General features: G+C 73.9%; 19 protein-coding genes. 10 read left to right on the top strand and 9 right to left on the bottom strand.

Annotated elements, in window-relative coordinates:
* Window positions 1-233 precede the first annotated feature (233 nt).
* Window positions 234-1,193, bottom strand: a complete 960-nt coding sequence (locus tag ABZ923_RS02855; protein ID WP_361465907.1) for an ABC transporter substrate-binding protein — start codon at window positions 1,191-1,193, stop codon at window positions 234-236.
* Between the two features lie 298 nt (window positions 1,194-1,491).
* Here ABZ923_RS02855 and ABZ923_RS02850 point away from each other — a divergent pair, with 298 nt between their 5' ends.
* From ABZ923_RS02850 to ABZ923_RS02835, 4 genes are read left to right on the top strand one after another with little or no spacing between them, the layout of a single operon-like run.
* On the top strand, window positions 1,492-4,122 hold the full coding sequence (locus ABZ923_RS02850) for an ATP-binding protein (protein WP_361465905.1): 2,631 nt from the start codon (window positions 1,492-1,494) through the stop codon (window positions 4,120-4,122).
* Window positions 4,119-4,595, top strand: coding sequence for a roadblock/LC7 domain-containing protein (locus ABZ923_RS02845; protein WP_361465902.1), 477 nt, complete (start codon window positions 4,119-4,121; stop codon window positions 4,593-4,595). Before ABZ923_RS02850 ends, ABZ923_RS02845 begins: the two co-directional genes overlap by 4 nt.
* 16 nt (window positions 4,596-4,611) lie before the next feature.
* Window positions 4,612-5,028, top strand: a complete 417-nt coding sequence (locus tag ABZ923_RS02840) for a DUF742 domain-containing protein (protein WP_361465899.1) — start codon at window positions 4,612-4,614, stop codon at window positions 5,026-5,028.
* Window positions 5,015-5,617 (top strand): ATP/GTP-binding protein, encoded by a 603-nt coding sequence (locus ABZ923_RS02835; protein WP_361465896.1) that lies wholly within the window; start codon window positions 5,015-5,017, stop codon window positions 5,615-5,617. The genes ABZ923_RS02840 and ABZ923_RS02835 overlap by 14 nt, the downstream gene beginning before the upstream one ends.
* A 3-nt stretch (window positions 5,618-5,620) precedes the next feature.
* On the opposite strand, the gene ABZ923_RS02830 is transcribed toward ABZ923_RS02835, so the two are convergent.
* From ABZ923_RS02830 to ABZ923_RS02820, 3 genes are read right to left on the bottom strand one after another with little or no spacing between them, the layout of a single operon-like run.
* Complete coding sequence (locus ABZ923_RS02830) at window positions 5,621-6,289, bottom strand: ABC transporter permease (protein ID WP_361465894.1); 669 nt, start codon at window positions 6,287-6,289, stop codon at window positions 5,621-5,623.
* The gene (locus ABZ923_RS02825) at window positions 6,286-6,939 is read right to left on the bottom strand and encodes an ABC transporter permease subunit (RefSeq protein ID WP_361465891.1); all 654 of its coding nucleotides are present in this window, start codon (window positions 6,937-6,939) and stop codon (window positions 6,286-6,288) included. The genes ABZ923_RS02830 and ABZ923_RS02825 overlap by 4 nt, the downstream gene beginning before the upstream one ends.
* Entirely contained in the window at window positions 6,936-8,078 is a 1,143-nt protein-coding gene (locus tag ABZ923_RS02820) for an ABC transporter ATP-binding protein (RefSeq protein WP_361465888.1), read from the bottom strand. Before ABZ923_RS02820 ends, ABZ923_RS02825 begins: the two co-directional genes overlap by 4 nt.
* 120 nt (window positions 8,079-8,198) lie before the next feature.
* Between ABZ923_RS02820 and ABZ923_RS02815 the strand changes: the two genes are divergently transcribed.
* The 3 genes from ABZ923_RS02815 (at window position 8,199) to ABZ923_RS02805 (ending at window position 13,625) form a co-directional block, all read left to right on the top strand.
* Window positions 8,199-8,585, top strand: a complete 387-nt coding sequence (locus ABZ923_RS02815; protein ID WP_361465885.1) for a hypothetical protein — start codon at window positions 8,199-8,201, stop codon at window positions 8,583-8,585.
* 12 nt (window positions 8,586-8,597) lie between these two features.
* A complete protein-coding gene (locus ABZ923_RS02810; RefSeq protein WP_361465883.1) occupies window positions 8,598-9,482 on the top strand; it encodes a hypothetical protein in 885 nt (294 codons plus the stop codon).
* Between the two features lie 366 nt (window positions 9,483-9,848).
* Window positions 9,849-13,625 (top strand): CHAT domain-containing protein, encoded by a 3,777-nt coding sequence (locus ABZ923_RS02805; RefSeq protein ID WP_361465880.1) that lies wholly within the window; start codon window positions 9,849-9,851, stop codon window positions 13,623-13,625.
* A 215-nt stretch (window positions 13,626-13,840) separates the two neighbouring features.
* Here ABZ923_RS02805 and ABZ923_RS02800 read toward each other — a convergent pair whose 3' ends face one another.
* The 5 genes from ABZ923_RS02800 to ABZ923_RS02780 all read right to left on the bottom strand — a co-directional run bounded on the left by ABZ923_RS02800 (window position 13,841) and on the right by ABZ923_RS02780 (window position 18,520).
* The gene (locus ABZ923_RS02800; protein ID WP_361465877.1) at window positions 13,841-15,064 is read right to left on the bottom strand and encodes a PP2C family protein-serine/threonine phosphatase; all 1,224 of its coding nucleotides are present in this window, start codon (window positions 15,062-15,064) and stop codon (window positions 13,841-13,843) included.
* Window positions 15,065-15,144: 80 nt separating this feature from the next.
* Complete coding sequence (gene msrB, locus ABZ923_RS02795; protein WP_361465874.1) at window positions 15,145-15,552, bottom strand: peptide-methionine (R)-S-oxide reductase MsrB; 408 nt, start codon at window positions 15,550-15,552, stop codon at window positions 15,145-15,147.
* A 15-nt stretch (window positions 15,553-15,567) separates the two neighbouring features.
* Complete coding sequence (gene murC, locus ABZ923_RS02790; RefSeq protein WP_361465871.1) at window positions 15,568-16,959, bottom strand: UDP-N-acetylmuramate--L-alanine ligase; 1,392 nt, start codon at window positions 16,957-16,959, stop codon at window positions 15,568-15,570.
* A 124-nt stretch (window positions 16,960-17,083) separates the two neighbouring features.
* On the bottom strand, window positions 17,084-17,557 hold the full coding sequence (locus ABZ923_RS02785; RefSeq protein ID WP_361465868.1) for an indole-3-glycerol phosphate synthase: 474 nt from the start codon (window positions 17,555-17,557) through the stop codon (window positions 17,084-17,086).
* A gap of 129 nt (window positions 17,558-17,686) precedes the next feature.
* A complete protein-coding gene (locus ABZ923_RS02780; protein WP_361465866.1) occupies window positions 17,687-18,520 on the bottom strand; it encodes a pyrimidine reductase family protein in 834 nt (277 codons plus the stop codon).
* 37 nt (window positions 18,521-18,557) lie between these two features.
* On the opposite strand from ABZ923_RS02780, the gene zapE reads away from it, so the two are divergent.
* From zapE to ABZ923_RS02765, 3 genes are all read left to right on the top strand, one after another.
* Window positions 18,558-19,661, top strand: a complete 1,104-nt coding sequence (zapE, locus tag ABZ923_RS02775; protein ID WP_361465863.1) for a cell division protein ZapE — start codon at window positions 18,558-18,560, stop codon at window positions 19,659-19,661.
* A gap of 207 nt (window positions 19,662-19,868) precedes the next feature.
* Window positions 19,869-20,264 carry a hypothetical protein gene (locus tag ABZ923_RS02770; protein ID WP_361465861.1) on the top strand — a complete coding sequence of 132 codons (396 nt, stop codon included), beginning with the start codon at window positions 19,869-19,871 and terminating at the stop codon, window positions 20,262-20,264.
* Between the two features lie 86 nt (window positions 20,265-20,350).
* On the top strand, window positions 20,351-20,929 hold the full coding sequence (locus ABZ923_RS02765) for a carbonic anhydrase (RefSeq protein ID WP_361465859.1): 579 nt from the start codon (window positions 20,351-20,353) through the stop codon (window positions 20,927-20,929).
* Window positions 20,930-20,932: the final 3 nt, after the last annotated feature.

Raw genomic sequence — 20,932 nt, 5'->3', positions numbered from 1 at the left:
CAGCTCCCGCGCCGGCCGTTCTCCGGCGTGCGCGCCCCTGACAGCTTCGACCGGGCGGGGTGAGGCCACGGCCGTCGAGCAGGACGCGGGTGTCCCCGGGGTCGGGGGCACCCGCGTCTGCGTGTCCACGGTCGGTCCGGTCGTTCCAGTCCTTCCGGTCGTTCCGGTCGTTCGGTTGTTTCAGTCGTTCTGGTTGTTCCGGTCGTTCCGGCGGGTCGTCGGGCCGGTCGGTGTCAGGAGAGACCGGCGGACTTGAGCCAGGCCTGCGCGACGTCCAGCGGGTCCTTGTTCTCCACCTGCACCTGGGTGTCCAGCTTCAGCAGGGTCTCGGTGTCGAGCTTGGCGGAGACGGCGTTGAGCGCGTCGACGCCCTTCTGGGACAGCGCGCTCTTGTAGACGAGCGGCTGGACGTTCTCGAACCCGAAGAGGTTCTTCGGGTCCTGCAGGACGACGAACTTCTCCTTGGGGATGTTCGCGTCGGTGGTGAAGAGGTCCGCGACCTGCACGGCGTCCTTCTTCAGCGCCGCCAGCGTGAGCGGGCCGCCCGCGTCCAGCGCCTTGAAGGACTTGAACTCCAGGCCGTAGACGGACTTCAGGCCGACCAGGCCCTGCTGCCGGGTCTGGAACTCCGGCGAGGCGCCGATGACCAGGTCCTTGGCGATGTCCTTCAGGTCGGCGATGGTGGAGTTCTCGGTGAGGTGGTACTTCTTCGCGGTGGCCGCGCTGACCGTGACCGAGTCCTTGTTCTCCGCCGCCGCCGGGTTGAGCAGCGTGAGCTTGGAGTCCAGCTTGGCGTTGATGTCCTCCGTGGTCTGACCGAGGGTCTTCGGGGTGGCCTTCGGGTCGAGATAGGCCAGCAGCGCACCGTTGTACTCGGGCAGGACCGAGAGGGAACCGTTCTTGATCAGACCGTAGGTGGTCTCGCGGCTGCCGATGTTCGGCTTGTACGTGACCTTGATCCCCTTGGCCTTGAGAGCCTCGCCGTAGATGTCGGCGAGCAGGGTGCTCTCAGGGAAGTTGTTGGATCCGACGACGACGCTGTCGCCGCTCGCCTTGCCCTCCGTAAGGGGGTTGCCGCCGTTGTCGTCCTTGGAGGAACAGCCCGCCAGCAGAGCCGTTGCCGCCACGAGGGCGACCACCGCCGCGCCTCGGTTCCTCCGGATGGACCTGCTGATGTGGGTCGTGTAAGTCACCCGTCGATCCAATCCAGCCGGTTCTCCGTCAGTCAAGGCCCGCAGATCACCGATTGGCCTCGATCCGCGACTGCTTGTGCACGGAGAGCAGCCTCTTCGTAACGGATTCTTGATGAAAGGTGAGCTGATCGTTCCCTCAACGGGCCTGTAGTCTCGCCCCGTTGGTATCGACCACAGCGGTGCGCGGGGCCCGCTTCGGTGTCGTGAACGCAGGCGTTTCGAGGGCGACGAGGCCCTCCACGTCCGGGGGTCCGAGAGCGATGTCCCTCCCGGACAAGACACCCACGAAGGAGGCCCGGTGTCCACGAACGAGGTGGACGCGCCCGCCCGGCACGCCCCCGTCCGGGGCGGAGCACGCGCATTCGCCGACCGCTGGCCCTTCCGGCGCAAGCTCAACCTGCTCGTCGGCATCCCCCTCGCGGTCATCGCCGGCCTGCTCGCCTACCTCATCACCGACCTGGTGCAGCAGTCGTCCAGCGCGTCCGCCGCGGCCCGGCTGGTACGGGACAGCGCGCAGGTGGCGCGGCTGGTGGACCGGGTGGAGGCCGAGCACCAGCAGGCCATCCTGCTCTCGACGCGCTACGAGTCCGGGGACGCGCACCCGTCGACGGCCGGCTACCGCGCGGCCCAGCACGCGGTCGACTCCCAGGTGACCAAGGTGCGCGGGGCCTTCGGTGACCGGCTGCCGCAGAGCGAGGCGCAGGCCCTGCGCGGCGTCGAGGGCCTGAGCAGCCTGCGCACCTCGGTGGAGCAGTCGTACCTGCCCGCCGACAACATCGACCCGGCCTACGCGGGTGCCGCCCAGGGCCTGATCGACGGTCTCGGACTCGACCGCAACGCCGACCTCGCCGAGACCTTCACCGGCAGTCTGCTGGACTCCCTGCTGCGCGCGGACGCCGCCCACGGCGCCTTCGAGACCAACGTGTTCGCCGCCACCACGGGCGACACCAACGCGCTGATCGAGTTCACCAACGCGGTCGGCGCCTACGACCTCTACACCCACCAGGCCGGGCGCTTCGGCCGGTTCGCCACCGAGGCGCAGGCCGAACGGCTCTCCGGCATCGAACACTCCCGACCGCAGCGTGAGATCGCCGAGGCCTACGCCGAACTCCAGGTCGGCGTGAGCCGGTTGCAGACGGACGACCAGGCGGCGCTGCGGCGGGCGGTGCAGGACGCGCTGGCCGACTACCCCGCCTACCCCGAACAGGCCGCCGCCCGGCTGAAGATCACCACCGCGCTGATCGGCCAGATCGCCGACCGGGCCGACGCGGCCGCCGACTCCGCCCGCTGGCGGGCCGGTCTGCTGCTGAGCGGCGCGCTGATCGCCTTCGCGCTGTGGCTCGCCTTCGCGGTGCTGGTGCGCCGTTCGGTGATCCGGCCCGTACAGGCGCTCACCGGCGCGGCACGGGAGGTCGCCGAGGTCGCGGGGCGCGAACTGGCCCGGGTGGCCGACGACGACGCCGAGGACGACGGGCCGCCCCGGCTGCGGGACATGCCGGTCACGGCCCGCGACGAGATCGGCGACCTGGCGACGGCCTTCAACCGGGTGCAGACCACCGCGGCCGCGCTGCTGGAACGCCAGGTGCTCAGCCGCCGCAACACCGCCGAGATGTTCGGCAACGTCGGCCGACGGGTCAGCAACCTGACCACCCGGCAGCTCGCGCTGATCGACGCGGTGGAGCGCGGGGAGACCGACCCGGCGCTGCTGGAACGGCTCTACTCCATCGACCACATCGCCGTACGACTGCGCCGCAACGCCGACAGCCTGATGCTGCTGGCCGGCATCCGCGAGGCCGTGCTGGACGCGGGGCCGACCGCGCTGTCCACCGTGGTCCGGGCCGCGCTCGGGCAGATCGAGGGCTATCAGCGGGTACGGCTGTACGCCGCGTCGGACGCCCTGGTCGAGCCGGACGTCATCGGCGACCTCACGCTGATGGTGGCCGAACTCCTGGAGAACGCGGTGTCGTTCTCGCCCGACGGCAGCCCGGTCGAGGTCACCGTCCGCGCCGGCGCCGAGGGCACGCACGTCGTGATCACCGACCACGGCCTCGGCATGAGCGCCGAGCGGCTCGCCGAGGAGAACGCCCGGCTGATCCGCCGCGAACGCCTGGACCTGGTGCCGACGAAGGTGCTGGGCCTGTTCGTGGTGGGTGCGCTGGCGCGCCGCTGGGAGATCGGGGTCGAGCTGACCCGGACGCCGGGCGGTGGTGTGACGGCGGAGGTGACCCTGCCGGCCTCGCTGCTGCTGCCGCCGAGCACGGGGGCGAGGGCGGGAACTCCGGTCACCGCGGCACCGTCCCCCGGACCGGCTGGCCCGGCACGGGCACCGGCACCAGCACCAGCCACACTGCCGCCGGCACAGGACACCACCCGCAATCCGGCACAGGGCACCACCCACACGCCGGCACAGGACACCACCCGCACACCGGCACAGAGCACCACCCACACGCCAGCCGCGGACACCACCCACCCGCCGACCCCGGACACCCCCCACGCACCAGCCCCGGACACCGCCCCCGCCAAGGCGCCGGCCGACGGTACCGCCCGTGACCAGCACGCCCGTGCCGGGCACGGCGGTCCGCTGCCCCGCCGGATTCCCCGTCAGGCCCCGGACGCCCCCGGGTCCCCCTCGGCTCCGGGCGAGGTCCAGCCCGCCGTACCCCCAGCCTCCGCCACCGGCCGCCCCCTGCGGCGCCGCGTGCGCGGGGCCACGCTGCAGGCCACCGCCGGTGCCGCGCCGACCGTGCCGCAGACCGTGCGGCCGCTGGACGCGGAGGCCGTCCGCAGCGAGCTGGAGGAGTTCGAGCAGGCCGTGGAACGCGCCCGTCGGGACGCCGGCACGGGTGGCTCCCCCCGCCCGGACGGCACCGCCGGCCCCACCCACCCGCACCACCACCCGAACCACCTTCCGGAAGGAGCCGAGCAGTGAGCACGTCGACAGGTGACAGCCCGACGGGCGGCAGCGCGCCGGCCGATCTGCGGGCCGCCGCGGCCGACTTCACCTGGCTGCTGAACCGATTCGCCACCGAGACCGCCGGCGTCGTCGACGCGATCGCCGTGTCCTCCGACGGTCTGCTGATCGCGGTGTCGCAGCTGCGTGAGCACGCCGACTCCGAGCGGCTCGCGGCCATCGTGTCCGGCATCACCAGCCTGGCCGCGGGCGCCTCCGGCAACTACGGGCTGGGCGGCCTGAACAAGGTCATCATCGATCTGGAGGGCGGACACGTCATCGTCTCCGCGCTCGGCAGCGGTGCCGTGCTCGGTGTCGTCACCGACAAGGAGGCGAAGCTCGGCAACATCGCCTACGAGATGACGCTGTTCGCCAACCGCGCCGGTGCCGCGCTCAGCCCGCAGCTCGTGCTGGAGCTGAAGAACAGCGTCGGCGCGGCGTCGTCCCGCTGAGAAGGAGAACCCTCCCATGGCGGACGGCATCCCGCCGCCGGGCCCGGACCCGGTCGGCCCCGCCCCCGCCGTACGGCCGTACCTGGTCACCGCCGGCCGGGTGGCGGACGCCGCCTCCGGCCGGGCGCTGCCCGTGGAGACCCAGGTGGTCGCCACCGTCGACGGTCTCGACGCGCTCGGCCGGCTCTCCTTCGAGCAGCACGACATCGTGGCCGCCTGCCGGCTGCCGCAGTCGATCGCGGAACTCGCGGCCCGGCTGCGGCTGCATCTGAACGTGGTCCGTGTCCTGGCCGAGGACCTGCGCGAGGAGGGCCGGCTGGCGGTGTACGTACCGGACGCCGAGGCCACCCGTGACGCGTCCGTCCTGCGCAGGGTTATCGACGGCCTGCGGGCCGTCCCCGACTCCCGAGGGGTACCGAGTGACACCGACTGAACCGCTCCTGGGCCGGGGCCCGGCCGCGCCGGGGGCCGTACGGCCGCCGCTGCCGGTCAAGATGGTGATCGCGGGCGGTTTCGGCGTGGGCAAGACCACGGCCGTCGGCGCGATCTCGGAGATCGAGCCGCTGACCACGGAGGCGTCGATCACCGAGGTCGCGGCCGGTGTGGACGACCTCACGCACACCCCGCGCAAGACCACGACGACCGTGGCGATGGACTTCGGCTGCCTCACCATCGACCCGACGCTGAAGCTGTACCTGTTCGGCACGCCCGGGCAGGAGCGGTTCGGGTTCATGTGGGACGACATCGTGGAGGGCGCGGTCGGCGGGCTGGTCATCGTCGACACCCGCCGGCTGGACGACTGCTACGCGGCCGTCGACTACTTCGAGCACAAGGGCATCCCGTTCGCCGTCGCCGTGAACGCCTTCGACGGGCGGGTGGAACACTCCCTGGACGAGGTCCGCTGGGCGCTGGACGTCTCCGCCGGGGTGCCGGTGGTGGTGTTCGACGCCCGGGAGCGGGGCTCGGTGCGGGACGCGCTGCTCGTCGTACTCGAACTGGCGCTGGCCCGCACCGAGCGGTGACCGTCAGCCGCTGCGGCGTACCCCCGGCGACACGGTGAGCCGGGCGGCCGCCCAGAACACGGCGAGGGTCGCGAGGGCGAGACCGGCGACGAGGGTGGCGCCGCCGATGACCTTCTCGTAGTCCCTCTGGTAGAGGCCGTCGATGATGTACCGGCCGAGGCCGCCGAAGCTGACGTAGGCGGCGATGGTGGCGGTGGAGACGATCTGGATGGCCGCGGTGCGCAGGCCGCTCAGGATCAGCGGGAGCGCGACCGGCACCTCGACCCGGAGCAGCACGCGCGCCTCGGACATCCCCATGCCCCGGGCCGCGTCGACCGGGGAGGGGTCGACGGAGCGGATCGCCTCGTAGGTGGTGACCAGGATCGGCGGTACGGCGAGCACCACCAGCGGGATCATCACCGGCAGCATGCCGAGGCCGAGCCAGATGAACATCAGCACCAGCAGGCCGAAGCTGGGCAGCGCCCGGCCGGCGGTGGCGACGAGCGCGAGGGCGTTGCCGCCGCGGCCGTAGTGGCCGGTGAGCAGGCCGACGGGCAGCCCGATCGCGGCGGCGAACAGCAGGGCTTCCAGCGAGTACTGGATGTGCTCGGCGAACCGGGTGGGGATGCCGTCGTAGCCGTGCCAGTGGGCACCGTCGCTGAAGAAGGCCTGCGCGAAGTCCAGGACGTTCACCGGGTGGCCCCCTTGCGCGGCATCCACGGGGTGAGCAGGAGGCGTACGAGGACCAGCGCGGCGTCGACGAGGACGCCCAGCACCCCGATGGTCAGCACCGAGTTCACGGCCAGGGCGGGCCGGTGGTAGGTCTGGGCGTTCCAGAGCATGTTGCCGAGGGCGCCCTGGTTGCCGATGAGCATGCCGACGCTGACCAGGGAGATGCTGGACACGGCCGCCACCCTGAGGCCGGCGATGATGGCGGGTACGGCGATGGGCAACTGGACCTGGAAGTACCGGCGTACGGGTCCGAGGCCCATGGCCTGCGCGGCGGCCAGGGTCTCCGGCGGCACCGAGCGGACGCCGTCCACGATGGCCGGGACCAGCACCACCAGGCTGTAGAGGGCGAGCGGGATCATCACCGTGGTCTCGCTCTGCCCGAAGTAGTCGATGAGGACGACGAAGAAGGCGAGCGAGGGGATGGCGTAGAGCACGGTGGTGATGCCGAGGACGGGCGGGTAGATCCAGCGGAACCGCACGCACAGCTGGGCGACGGGCAGCGAGACGAGCAGCCCGGCCAGCACCGGCAGCAGGGCCTCGCGCAGGTGCAGCCCGACGAGGCCGAGGTAGCTGTGCTGGAGGTCGCTCGGGAGGTCGAAGAAGCCGCTCATCGCACGGCCTTCACGTCGGCCTGCTCGGCGGCCTGCTCGGCCACCCGGCTGTGGGCGGCGCGGATGGCCTCGCCGATGACCTGCTGGGAGACGACGCCGACGGCGCGTCCCTCGCCGTCCACGGCGACCGCCCAGCCGGTCGGGGAGAGCACGGCGCCGTCCAGCGCGGTGCGCAGCGAGTCGGTGCCGGGCACGAAGGGCCGCCCGAAGTCCAGCAGCCGGTCCCGGTCGACGGCGCCGGGGGTGAGCCGGTCCGGCTCGCTCCAGCCGAGCGGCCTGCCGTCCGGGTCGGTGACGAGGAGGTAGGGGGCGGTGGCCCGGGAGGCGAGCTGCTCGGCGCCGGCGTCGGCCGCGACGATGGGCGCGGTCTGCAGCTCCAGTCCCGTGGCGGGGAAGAAGGAGAGCCGGCGGATGCCGCGGTCGGCGCCGAGGAAGTCCTCCACGAAGGAGTCGGCGGGCGCGCTCAGCAGTTCGGCGGGCGGGGCGAACTGGGCGAGCCGGCCGCCGGTGCGCAGCACGGCGACCTTGGTGCCCAGTTTGATCGCCTCGTCGATGTCGTGGGTGACGAAGACGATGGTCTTGCCCAGCTCGTCCTGGATGCGCAGGAGTTCGTCCTGGAGGCCCTTGCGGACGATGGGGTCGACGGCGGAGAAGGGCTCGTCCATCAGCAGCACCGGCGGGTCGGCGGCGAGGGCGCGGGCCACGCCGACGCGCTGCTGCTGGCCGCCGGAGAGCTGGTACGGGTACCGCTTGGCCAGCGCCGTGTCGAGCCCGACCCGTTCCATCAGCTCGGCGGCCCGGGCCCGGGCCTTCTGCTTGGTCCAGCCGAGCAGGCGGGGCACGGTGGCGATGTTGTCGAGGATGGTGCGGTGCTGGAAGAGACCGGCGTTCTGGATGACGTACCCCATGGACCGGCGCAGCGTGTTGACCGGCTGCTGCCTGATGTCCCGGCCGTCGAGGAGGATGCTGCCCTCGGTGGGCTCCACCATCCGGTTGATCATCCGCAGGGTCGTCGTCTTGCCGCAGCCGGAGGGCCCGACGAGGACGGTGATCGCGCGGTCCGGTATCTCCAGCGACAGCCGGTCGACCGCGACCGTGCCGTCGGGATACCGCTTCGTGACTCCATCTATCCGTATCAAAACGCCGCGTACCCTTCGGGCCGACCGATCCTGGGCTGGTGCGGGGAGAGTCTAGACGGCGAGTGTTTCCGTACTTTGGCGGGCGAGCGCACGGCGGGGCGGACGCCTACCATGGGTGACGTGCCGTCACTTGAGGATCATGACGAGCAACTGGCTCTGCTGTGCAGTCAGTTGCCACTGCTGCGTCGCCTGCACCGGGGCCCGGTCGGCGCGGCCCGCGGGCGGATCGTCGAACAGGCGGTCCGGGCCGCCCGGGCCGGTGAGCCGGTCGCGGACCACCTGGCCCGGCTCGGTCTGCTGGCCGAGGACGACGAGGCGGACGGCGACGGGACGGACACCCGCTCGTCCCTGCCGACCGCCGTCGCCGGCGCCGGTCCGCACACGGTGACGGGGGTGCACGTCTGCCCGCGCGGGGCCTGCGCCCGGCGCGAACGACGGCGGCCGGACCAGGAGCTGCCGGTGTGCGAGGTGTTCGGCGTGGCCCTGCGATTCGACGCCGAGCGCTGAGCGGGGCGGCCGGTGCTCACGGGGCTCGTCACGGACGTCGGCCGGAAACTGGCCGAGCGGTGGGCGGCGGTGCTGGTGCTGCCGGGTCTGGTGTTCACCGCGCTCGCGGCCACCGGGCTGACCCTCGGCCAGCGGCACTGGGCGGACCTGGAGCTGCTGCGGCACCGGCTGCGCGAGCTGACCGCCGGCGGATCCGGCTCGGGCTCCACCCGGACGGCGGTGCTGCTGCTCGGGGTGCTGGCCGCGTCCTTCGCCGCCGCGCTGCTCGCCGACGCGCTGGCGGTGCCGTACGAGCGTGCGCTCCAGGGAAGTTGGCCGCGCCCACTGCACCCGCTGGCCCGGCGGCTCACCGAGCGCCGGCAGCGCGCCTGGGACGACCGGAACGAGGCCTGCGGGGCGGCCCCGCCCACCGCGACGCCGGCCGGGCTGGAGGCCGAGCGGAACGCGGTGGCCCTGGTCCGGCCGGAGTGCCCGACCTGGACCGGGGACCGGCTGCGCGCCCCCGCGATCCGGATACGGCTGCACTACCGCCTCGAACTCGCCGACGCCTGGCCCCGGTTGTGGCTGCTCCTGCCGGACAGCACCCGGCTCCCGCTGGCGGAGTCCCGGCAACGGCTGGACGAGGCGATGCGGCTCGGCGGCTGGGCGGTGCTGTACGTGCTGCTGGGCGCGGTGTGGTGGCCGGCCGCCGTGGCCGGGGCGGGCGCGGGCCTGGTCGCCTGGCGGCGCGGCCGGGAACGCGCCGAGGAGTACGCCGAGTTGGTGGAGTCCGCCGTGGACGTCCACCTGCCGGACCTGTTCGAGCGCTTCGACGACGAGACCCACCCGGTCCGGCCCGGCCTCGGCCACACGGTCACCGAACGCTTCCGCAAGGGAGCGGGCGCCCGACACCGATGACACCCCCGACCCCACGGGGCACCGCCCCGGCAACGCGGAGCGCGGACCATGACGACGGGGTGGGGCGGGAGGGGGCGGGAGGGGGGCGGCGCGTGGGTGAGGAGCGCGGTACGTGAGTGAGGAGCGGTACGTGAAGGACGACCGACAGGACCCCGGCGAGCGGCGAACCGACGACGGCCGACCGGCCGGCGACGACCAGCAGCCCCGCGAATACCCCCCGGCCGGCCACGCCAGCAGCCCCGCGAGTACGCCCCGGCCGGCCACGTCCGGCCGACCGCCCACGCCAGCAGACCGACGCGGACCACCCGCCACCGGCAACCGACTGCTCCGGGCGGAGAGGAACGGCGCATGGGTAAGGAGCAGCACGTGAATGACGACCGACAGGACCCCGGCGAGCGGCGAACCGACGACGGCCGACCGGCCGGCGACGACCAGCAGCCCCGCGAATACCCCCCGGCCGGCGGCGGGCGGCCGGGTGGCCGTGATCGGCGGACCGGTGAGGACCACCCCGTCGGGCGCGACCGGCTGCTGCGGGCGGTGCGGGAGCGGCTCGACCGGCTCGGGGGGCCGGAGGGTACCGCCGTGCTGCTGACCGGGGATGCGCTCGCCGAGGCCGACGCGCTGTTACGCCACCTGGTGCTCGCCGAGCCGGACGGCGGTCCCGCCGTGGACCCGGAGGTGGCGTACACGCTCGGCGTCACCCTGCTGGTCCGCGGCGGGGAGGCGGACGCCCGGATGGGTCTGCTGCTGCTCGCCCCGTTCCACTGCCACCTGCCGGACACCCCGGACCCGCTGCCGCCGCCGCTGCGCGCCGGGCTCGACGCGCTGCTCGGCACCGGCCGGCCCGAGGATCCCGAGGCCGTCGTGCGGGAGCACGCCGCCGCCCTGGTCAACGTCGGCTACCTGCTGCTGGAGCTGGGCCTAGGCCGGACCTGGCCGGAGGCGCTGGAGGCGTGCGCGGTGCTGACCCGCGGCGCCCTGCCGCACCTGGCGGCCGGGGGACCCGACCGGGCGGTGGCCGGCTGCAACCTCGGCTACGCCCTGCTGATCCTCAGCGACGCGCCCGGCGACCCCGCCCCCGACCGTCTCGACGAGGCGGTCCGGGTGTTCCGTACGGCGTTGGCGGCCACTCCCCCGGACCACGACAACCACGTCCGCTGCGCCAACGGCCTCGCCCTCGCGCTGCTGGCCACCGCGGCCAGGACCCAGGACCGTACCCGGCTGCCCGAGGTGATCGAGCTGCTGCGGGCGGCGACCCGCGGCGCCGGCCCGGCCGACGGCAACGCGGCGCAGATGCACTCCGACCTCGGCTACGTCCTCACCCTGCGCGCGGCGGACGCCGAGCGGGACGAGGACATGTCACCGCAGGTGCGGGCGGAGGCCGTCACCGCGCTGCGCCGCGCGCTCGACCTCACCCCGGCCGAGGACGAGGCGGCGGTCCGCTCCCACCTGGACCGGCTGGCGCAGGCCGCGCTGATCGGCCTGTCCCGGGCCGCCCCGGACCGCGCGGCCGAACTCGCCGCGGACGCCGCCGACGCGCTGCGCCGGCTGCTCGACCTCACCCCCGCGGGCCACCCCGAGCGGGAGGACGTACGGCTGCGGCTGGCGACCCACCTGATGGCCGCCGGACGGCCCGAGGAAGGGTTCGGACTGCTCGCCGCGGCCGACCCGGTGTTCACCGGGGAGTCCCGGCTGATCGGCGAGACCGCGGCGCGGCTGCGCGCGGACACCCTCGGTCCGGACGAACCGCCCGCCCGGACCGGCCTCACCCCCGAGCTGCAGGCCGACGCGGACGCCATCGACGCCATCGTGCACGCGGCGATGTCCGGGGAGGACGACAGCCACCCCATCGCCGCCGTGCTGGGCCTGCTCGGGATGGGCCCGCAGGGCGGCGGCAGCGGGCGCGGCCAGGAACTGATGGACTTCGGCAAGCTGATCCTCGGCCACCCCGGGCGCAGTTCCCTGGGCGACATCTTCGACCAGGCCCTGCACCTGGAGCTCCAGCGCCTCGCCAGGATGCCGGAGGCCGAACGCGCGCGGGCCGTCACCGACCTCCTGCGGGGCACCACCGCCGAGCCGGAGCCGCGGGAACCGGTCGACACCCGGGCCCTCGACGAGATCCTCGGCGTCTACGACCGGCTGCTCGCCGCGGCTCCCCCGGACTCCCGCGAACACCGCCTGCTGCGCACCGGGCGCGCCACCCTGCTCGTGATGTCGGCCCTGCACGCCGAGGGGGAAACCGCGGCCCGGCTGGAGCGGATGCGCGAGACGCTGCCGCTGCTGCGCGAGCTGTACGAGGAACTGCCGCTGATGATGACGGACATGGGCCTCAGCCCGGAGCTCTTCGCCGGGCACGCGGCGCTGGCGTTCGCGCACGACTCGCCGTTCGACCACGTCCAGGCCCTGGAGGACGGGGTCCGCGGCGCCCGCCGCAGGCTGCCCCGGCTCGCGCCGGGCACCCGGGAGTACGACGACACCCGCACCACGCTGGCCATGCACCTGTTCACCCGGCACGGGCTGTGGTCGGAGGAGGCCGACTACACGGAGGCCGAGGCGCTGGCCCGGGAGCTGACCGCAACCGGCGCACCGGACGTGCGCACCGCCCTGCTGGTGCAGCAGTGGGCCTCCGCCGCGCAGCACCGCGTGCGGCGCGGGCGGCTGCTGGAGGCCGAACCGGCCGGCGAGGGACGCTCGCCCAGCCTGATCATCCGGCTCGCCTGCGACGGTGCCGCCCAGGCGCTGGACCGGCACGACCCGGTGGACGCCCTGGAGACGCTGGAGGACGGCCGGGCGCACCTGCTGTCCACGGCGCTCAACGCCCGCCGTGAACTGTCCGTCCTGGAGGGCGCCGACGCCGGCCTGCACGCCCGGTTGCGGTCCGCTCTGGACCGGCTGCGCGCGCTGCGCCGGAGCGCGGAGCCCGGCCGCTGGCCCGGCCCGGAGGAGGTGGCCGAGCAGCGCGCCGCCGCGGAGCACGCGGCCCGGCTCGTCACCGAACTCCAGCAGCGCCCGGACTTCCAGCGGTTCCTGACGCCGCTGCCGCTCGGTCTGGACGATCTGCGGCCGGCCGCCGCCGAGGGCCCGGTGGTGAGCGTCAACGTCCATCCGCGCCGTTGCGACGCGCTGGTGCTGCGGCCCGACGGGGTGCTACCGGTGCCGCTGCCCGGACTGGACGCGGCCGGGCTCGCCGCGCAGGCGGAGTCCTTCCGGCTGGCCGTCGGCGCGCTCACGGCCGGCCCGCGCGATCCGCTGTTCGAGTCGGCGCGGGAGATCTTCACCGGCACGCTGGCCTGGCTGTGGGACGTCCTGGCCGAACCGGTCCTGGACGCCCTGGGGTTCACCGGGCCGCCCGCCCCGGGCGAGGCGTGGCCCCGGCTGTGGTGGTCGCCGTCCGGAGTGCTCAACTCCTTCCCGCTGCACGCCGCCGGGCACCACGGTCCGGGTGCGCCCGCGGGGGCGGCCGTCCTGGACCGGGTGGCCTCCTCCTACACGCCGACGCTGCGCGCCCTGCTGTACAGCCGGGCCCGCCGGCGGGCGGCGCCGGGCCGGCGGGGTGTGCTGGCGGTGGCGATGCCCCAGACGCCGGGGCAGGCGCCGCTGGCGCGGACGGTGGCCGAGGCCGGGGAGGCGGTCGCGGCGAGCGGCGGTGACCGGCTGGTCGGGCCGGACGCCACCCGGGCGGCGGTGTGCGGAGCGCTGCCGGGCGCGGCGGTGGTGCACTTCGCCTGCCATGCCGGCAGCGACCCCGAGGACGCCGCGGCGGGCCGGCTGCTGCTCGCCGACGGCGACCTCTGTGTGGGGGAGATCGCCGAGCTGCATCTGGAGTCGGCGGAGCTGGCGTATCTGTCGGCGTGCGGGACGGCCCGCGGGAGTGCCTCACCCGCCTTCGTCGACGAGGTCATCCACCTGGCCTCGGTCTTTCAGGTGGCGGGCTACACGCAGTCGGTGGCCACGCTCTGGGAGGTCGGGGACGCCTTCGCCGCCGAGGCCGCCGCCGCCTTCCACCGCAGACTGGCCCCGGCCCTGCCGGACCCGGCCCCGCTGCCCGCGGCACTCGCCCTGCACCACACGGTCCGCGCACTGCGCACGGCCGACCCCGACCACCCCTGGACCTGGGCCGCACTGGTCCACGCCGGCGCCTGACCCCCCGACCCGCCCCAGCCGGCCACCGCCATCCACCGCAGGCCGGACCCCGCCCCCCTGCCCGCCGCACTCACCCTGCACCACACAGTCCGCGCACTGCGCACAGCCGACCCCGACCACCCCTGGACCTGGGCCGCACTGGTCCACGCCGGCGCCTGAACTGCCGGCCGCCTCAGCCGGCCGCCGCCATCCGGCGCCTGCCCCCCCGAACCGCCTCAGCCGGCCGGCGCCCCGGGCCGTGGGTGTGGGCGGGCGGCGAGGACGGCGACGTCGTCCTCGGCGTGCCGGGCGTCCAGGCGGGCGAGGATGGTGTCCAGGACGGCGTCGAGGGCGTCCCCGGCAGCGAAGCGCAGGGCGGCCAGCCGGGCCAGGGAGCGGTCGATGTCCTCGCCGCGGCGCTCCACGAGCCCGTCGGTGAACAGCACCAGCGTCTCGCCGGGCGCCAGCCGGTGGGTGGCCGACTCGTACCCGCCGAGTCCGGTGCCCAGCGGCGGCCCGACCGGCACGGTCAGTACCCCGGTGGCGCCGTCCCGGTCGATGAGGGCGGGCGGCAGATGGCCGGCGCTGGCCAGGGTGACCTGGCTGCGGTGGGGGTCGACGCGGGCGAGCAGACAGGTGGCGGGTCTGCGGTCGGCCTCCCCGGAGGCGAGGTCGTCCAGCTGCCGCAGCACCCGGTGCGGGGGGAGGTCGGCGGAGGCGACGGAGCGCAGGGAGGAGCGGTAGGCGCTCATGTCGACGGCGGATTCCAGGCCGTGCCCCATGACGTCCCCGACGACCAGCAGGGTCCGGCCGAAGTGCAGCCGTACGGTCTCGCACCAGTCGCCGCCGACCAGGGCACTGCTTCCCACCGGCAGATAGCGGACCGCGACGTCCAGGTTGGGGTGCGGCCGGCCGGGTTCGGCGAGCAGGGCCCGCTGCAGATCGCCGGCGGTGCGGCTGACCTGCTCGTGGGCGTGGGCGTGCCGGAGGTGGGAGGCGGCGCGCTCGGCGAGGAGGGCGAGCAGCTCGGCCTCGGCACGCCGCGGCGGTGCGCCGGCCCGCGCCCACACCAGGACGCCGTACACCCCGTCCCCGCTGGTCAGCGGGGCGGCGACGACCGCACCGGGGTGCTCCGGTCCGGACGTCCGGCCCGCGCCGACGGCCGGCAGGTCCGTCTCCCGGGCCGCCGCGGCGGCCCACCGGGCGTCGGGCAGCAGCGCGGCGTCCCCGGTGATCGCCTCGTACCCGCCGACGGCGTCCCCGGTGCGGTGCAGCACGGCGGCGGCTCCGCCGGCCAGCCGTACGGCGGCCCGGGTCAGCTCGGTGCGGGTGGTGGCCGCGTCGAGGGTCGTACCGATCCCGGCCAGGGCCTCGCGCAGGACGCTCAGCCGTCCGGCCTCGCCGTGGCCGCCGGCGTCGACGGGCGGCGGCCGGCGGGAGGACCGGATCCACCGCGCCACACCCCACACCCTCACAGAGTCTCAAACCGGGACGACCCGGGCATCAGCCCCGGCCGCCCCGGCAGTCCCGCGGATGCGGCTCAGCTCTCCTCGGGGACCAGCCGCAGGGAGATCGAGTTGATGCAGTACCGCTGGTCGGTGGGGGTCGGGTAGCCCTCGCCGGCGAAGACGTGCCCGAGGTGGGAGCCGCAGCGGGCGCAGCGCACCTCGGTGCGGACCATGCCGTGGGACCGGTCCTCCACCAGCTCCACGGCGTCGGTGTCCTTCGGGTCGAAGAAGGACGGCCAGCCGCAGTGCGACTCGAACTTGGTGTCGGAGGTGAACAGGTCGGCGCCACAGGCCCGGCAGGAGTACACACCCCTGGTCTTGGTGTCCGTGTACTCACCGGTGAAGGCCGGCTCGGTGGCGGCCTGGCGCAGCACGGCGTACTCGGCCGGGGTCAGCTCCGCGCGCCACTGCTCGTCCGGCTTCTCGACGTCGTACGACATCAGCTCTCAGCCCCTTTACTGCGACAGGCGGTCCAGGATCAGCGGGCCCAGGTCGGTCACATCACCCGCGCCCATGGTGAGAACGAGATCACCGGGCTTCGCCATTCCCGCGATCACCGCGGGGATCTCCGCCTTGTCGTGCACGGCGGTGACGCCGGCGCCGGCCGCGTGCGCGGCCTCGATGATCAGCTCGCTGGTCACCCCGGGGATCGGGTCCTCGCGGGCCGGGTAGATGTCGAGCACCACCGAGGCGTCGGCGAGGGCCAGCGCCTGCCCCATCTCCTTGCCCAGTTCCTGGGTGCGGGAGAACAGGTGCGGCTGGAAGACGACGAGGATGCGGGCGTCGCCGGCGGCGGCGCGCATGGCCTCCAGGTCGGCGGTCATCTCGGTGGGGTGGTGGGCGTAGGAGTCGATGACCTGGACGCCGGCCGCCTCGCCCTTGAGCTGGAGGCGCCGCTTGACGCCGGTGTAGGCGGCGAGTGCGGGCGCCAGTTCCGCGGCCGGGACGCCGAGGGCGGCACCGGCGGCGAGCGCGGCGACGGCGTTGAGGGCGTAGTGCCGGCCGGGCACGGAGACGGCGAAGGTCAGCTCCTGGCCGTCGAGCACCGCGGTGACCTGGCTCTTGAGCCCCTGCGGGACGATCGACAGCACGCGGACGTCGGCGTCCTCGGCCTCGCCGTACGTCACCACCCGCACCTCGCGCCCGGCGACGCGCCGGGTCAGCTCCCGGGCGCCCTCGTGGTCGGCGGAGACGACCAGGGTGCCGCCCGCGGTGACGCGGCCGACGAACGTCTCGAAGGACTCGTAGATCTCGTCCATCGAGGCGTAGTTGGCGTGGTGGTCCAGCTCGACGTTGAGGACGATGGCGACCTCGGGCGCGTACTTGTGGAAGCTGCGGTCCGACTCGTCCGCCTCGGCGACGAAGATGTCGCCCTCGCCGTGCAGCGCGTTGGAGCCGGGCGCGTCCAGGTCGCCGCCGATGGCGTACGACGGCTCCAGGCCCAGCTCGGTCAGCGAGACGGCCAGCATGGAGGTGGTCGTGGTCTTGCCGTGGGTGCCGGCCACGGCGATCGGCCGCAGCCCCTCCATCAGCGCGGCCAGCGCGTCGGAGCGGTGCACGACCGGGATGCCCAGCTCGGCGGCGCGGGCCAGCTCGGGGTTGTCCTCGCGGATCGCCGACGACACCACGACACAGCTCGCGTCGTCGGCGAGGTGCTCGGCGGCGTGCCCGATGTGCACGGTCGCGCCCAGGGCCCGGAGGGCCTCGGCGGTCGCCGAATCCTTGGCGTCGCTGCCGGCCACCTTCGCCCCGCGCTGCGCGAGGATCTTGGCGATGCCCGACATCCCGGCGCCGCCGATGCCGATGAAGTGCGGTCGGTCCATGGCGGTAGGAAGGCCGGGTGCCATGCGTTTCTCCCCAGAGACGGTACGAGCGGAAAGCAGGCCTAGCCTATGCGCTCAAGCACCTGTCGCCCTGCAAGGGGCGGGGGGCAGCCGGCCCAGGGGCCGCGGGGCCGACCCGGCGGAGCGGCTACGCCTTGCTGTGCGAGAACAGCTTCAGTACCGGCACCCCGACCTTGTGCCGCGCCCGCGAGGCCCAGTCCCGGTGGAAGAACTCCTCGACGTAGTGCGGGTCGGTGAGCACGATCACCTCGTCCGCCCCCACCTCCGCGACCAGCGACTTCAGCGCGTCCAGCGGATGGTCCTCGACGAGCCGCCCCTCCGCCGCGCTCCCCGCGGAGCGCAACGCCCGGAGGGACACGTCCAGGGCCTGCTGTCCCACGCTGCGCGCCTCCTGCCCCTCCGGCGTCTCCCGCTCGCGCACCGCCTCGTCGAGTTCGCCGAGCGCGATGTCGTCGATGGCCCGCAGCAGCCGGTCCGCCTGATCGCCGCGCGGCTGCAGCAGGACGTGGAAGGCGACGGGCTCGTCCCCGTGCAAGGTGGTGACGAACTCGACGTCGGCGGACGTCAGGGCCTTCTCGATCATCAGAACGCTTGTGAACACCAGGCGCCTCTTCTCCTTGGAGGGCCCGGCAGGGCCCCTGCGGAAACCATCCTTCCCCGTGATCGCACGGGTACTGCCGGACTGGGTCCGTCCGCCGGAAACTAACCGGAACGGTAGATTCCGCCGGTGTCAGGACCGACGGTAACGACCGAACAGGAATCCGTCCTCCTCCAGCAGGGACGTGAGGGCGAACCGGTGCGGCACGGCGACCGACGGCCCCCCGGCGATGCGCTGGGCGCTGCCCGCGGTGAGCGTCGGCGACAGGGTCAGGCACAGCTCGTCCAGCACCTCCGCGGCGATCAGCTGGCCGAGCAGCCGGGGGCCGCCCTCGGTGAGCAGCCGGGTGTGGCCGAGCCCGGCCAGGGCCTGGACCGCCCGGGCGGGCTCCACGCCCATGCCCTCGCCGGCGACCAGCACCCGCGCGCCGGCCCGCTCGGCGGCGGCGATCCGGTCGGGGGCGGCTGCGGCCCCGGTCAGGAGCAGCGTGGGCACCAGGGGCGAGGTGAACAGCGGCAGCGAGAAGTCCAGCTCCAGGCTCGCGGTGACGATCGCGATCGCCGGGACCGGACCCTGCCCGGCGGCCTCGCGGACCGCGGCGAACTCGGTCCGCACGCGGGCGGGGCGGTACCCCTCCTGCCGTACCGTCTCCGCGCCCACCAGCACGACGTCCGCGAGCGCCCGCAGGGTGCCGAAGATCCGCATGTCGGCGGCGCTGGAGATGGGCTGGGAGCGGCCCTCGTGCTGGGCGGCGCCGTCGAGGGAGGAGACCATGTTGGCCCGCAGCCACGGCCGCGGGGCACCCTGCGCGGGCTCCGGGTAGGCGTAGGCGGCGGCCAGCTCGGCGAGGCTCCACTCCCGGTTCTCCTCGCGGGCGTGTGCGGCCCCGCCGGCCCCCTCCTCTTCCGGGCCCCCGGCCGAGGCCCGGGCTGCTGTCTCTTCGGTCACAGGGAACAGGCGTCGCATGCCGTGCAGTGTGACACGGCGCTTAGCATGGATAACTGTGTCGTCCTCCACCACCGCCCCCGGTTCCAGTCCGCTGCCGGAAGCCGGCCCCCTGTCCCTGTGCGCCCGCGAGCCGCACGTCCCCGCGGACCGGCTGGTCGCCGAGATGGTGCCGCCCCCGCGTTTCGACTCGGTCCGCTTCGCCACGTACATCCCGGATGCGAACCAGCCCAGCCAGACCGAGGCCGTCCGGGTGCTGGAGGGCTTCGCGGCCGGGCTCGGCGGGGCGCAGGCCGCCGGCAACGGCAAGCGCGGCCTCTTCGGTTTCGGCCGGGCCAAGGCGCCCAAGGCCCCGGCGGGCCCGCGCGGGGTGTACCTGGACGGCGGCTACGGCGTCGGCAAGACCCACCTGCTCGCCTCCCTGTGGCACGCCGCCCCGGCCGAGCCGTCCCGCAAGGCGTTCGGCACCTTCGTGGAGCTGACCAACCTGGTCGGCGCGCTCGGCTTCCAGCAGACGGTGCGGACGCTGTCCGGGCACAGCCTGCTGTGCATCGACGAGTTCGAGCTGGACGACCCCGGCGACACGGTCCTGGTGTCGACCCTGCTGGGCAAGCTGGTCGAGGCGGGCGTGGCGCTCGCCGCCACCTCCAACACGCTGCCCGGCAAGCTGGGCGAGGGCCGCTTCGCCGCGGCCGACTTCCTGCGCGAGATCCAGGGCCTGTCGGCCCACTTCCGCCCGCTGCGCATCGACGGCGAGGACTACCGCCACCGCGGCCTGCCCGAGGCCCCGGCGCCCTTCTCGGACGAGGAGGTCATGAAGACCGCCTTCGCCACCGAGGGCGCCTCGCTGGACGACTTCCCGCACCTGCTGGAGCACCTGGCGAAGGTGCACCCGAGCCGGTACGGCGCGCTGACCGACGGGGTGCGGGCGGTGTGCCTGACCGGCGTCCAGCCGGTGCCGGACCAGTCGACGGCGCTGCGGCTGGTGGTCCTCGCCGACCGGCTCTACGACCGCGAGGTCCCGGTGCTGGCCTCGGGTCTGCCGTTCGACAAGCTGTTCAGCGAGGAGATGCTGAACGGTGGCTACCGCAAGAAGTACTTCCGCGCGATATCCCGGCTCACCGCGCTGGCCCGCGACGGGAAGGGCCTGCTCGGCGCCTAGGCCCCCACCCGGGCATCCGATAGTCCATCAAACTCCGCGGGTCAAGAGCCGGTTCACGCCACGCCACCCGCGTTTTTCACGCTCTCTTGGGCGAGTAACGTTCAGTTAACACTGCAAAGGCCTTTGCCGGGTTAACGTGTTTCTTGACCATCCATTGACCAACACTTGGTCTGGACAAGAAACGTGAACACGTCGGAGGGGGTGCTCATGTTCCGAGGTACGGCCGTCCGGAGCCTGCTCACCCTTCTCGGCGCCGCACTGCTGGCGTTCCAGCTCTTCACTCCGACGGGAACCTTCGCACCCGCGCACACTTTCGGTCAGGCGCTGGCCAAGGCCGAGACCCGAGTCGCCCCCTCCGCGCACCCCGTGCGCGAGGGCACGGACCGGGTCCGCGCCCCCGGCTGCCCGGGCGACCCCCTGGGGACCCCGCACGTCCGTGACCGCCAGCGCTGCCCCGCGTCCTGCTGCTGCCAGGAACGCGCCCTCATATCCGGCCGGGCGGCCGGTGCGAGCCCCGCGGCTCCCTCCGAGGCCCCGCACCGCCTCGCTCCGAGAACCTCCAGATCCCACACCCCGGCAGCGCTCCAGGTCTTCCGCTGCTGAGAGCCGGCTGCTCTGCTCTCTCCCCCCCCACAACCGTTGTTCAAGTCCGACGCGCCAGGCAGGCGCGCCAGGAGGAACTCATATTCATGCAGCCCCTCATCGACAACGCCCGTACCTTCGGACAGCGCCCTGAGGAGTTCGCCAGACTCGCCGAAGGCCAGTCCCCCCAGGTGCTGTTCATCACCTGCTCCGATTCCCGGGTCGTCCCGGCCCTGATCACGGGCGCCCGCCCCGGCGAGCTGTTCGAGCTGCGCACCGCGGGCAACATCGTCCCGCCCTACGTCTCCGAGCACCCCACCAGCGAGGCGGCCACCATCGAGTACGCCGTGGAGGTGCTCGGTGTCCGCGACATCGTGGTCTGCGGCCACTCGCACTGCGGTGCCGTCGGCGCACTGGTGCGCGGGGACGACCTGACCGCCGTACCGGCCGTGCGCGACTGGCTGGTCTCCGCCACTCCGCGCCCGGCCGGTGCGGCCGAGGACCCGGAGGTCGCCGAGGGCGTGCAGTCCCACGTCCTGACCCAGCTGCTGCGACTGCGCTCGTACCCGTGCGTGGAGCGGAAGCTGGCGGACGGTCAGCTCGACCTGCACGCCTGGTACTACGAGGTGCACACCGGCGCCGTACGGACGCACCGCCCGCAGACCGACACCTTCGAGTCCCTGTGAGCG

The organism is Streptomyces sp. NPDC046881 (assembly GCF_040645015.1).
Classification (GTDB): domain Bacteria; phylum Actinomycetota; class Actinomycetes; order Streptomycetales; family Streptomycetaceae; genus Streptomyces.
Note: the sequence above shows the minus strand (reverse complement) of the source record. Positions and strands in the feature narration are given on the sequence as shown.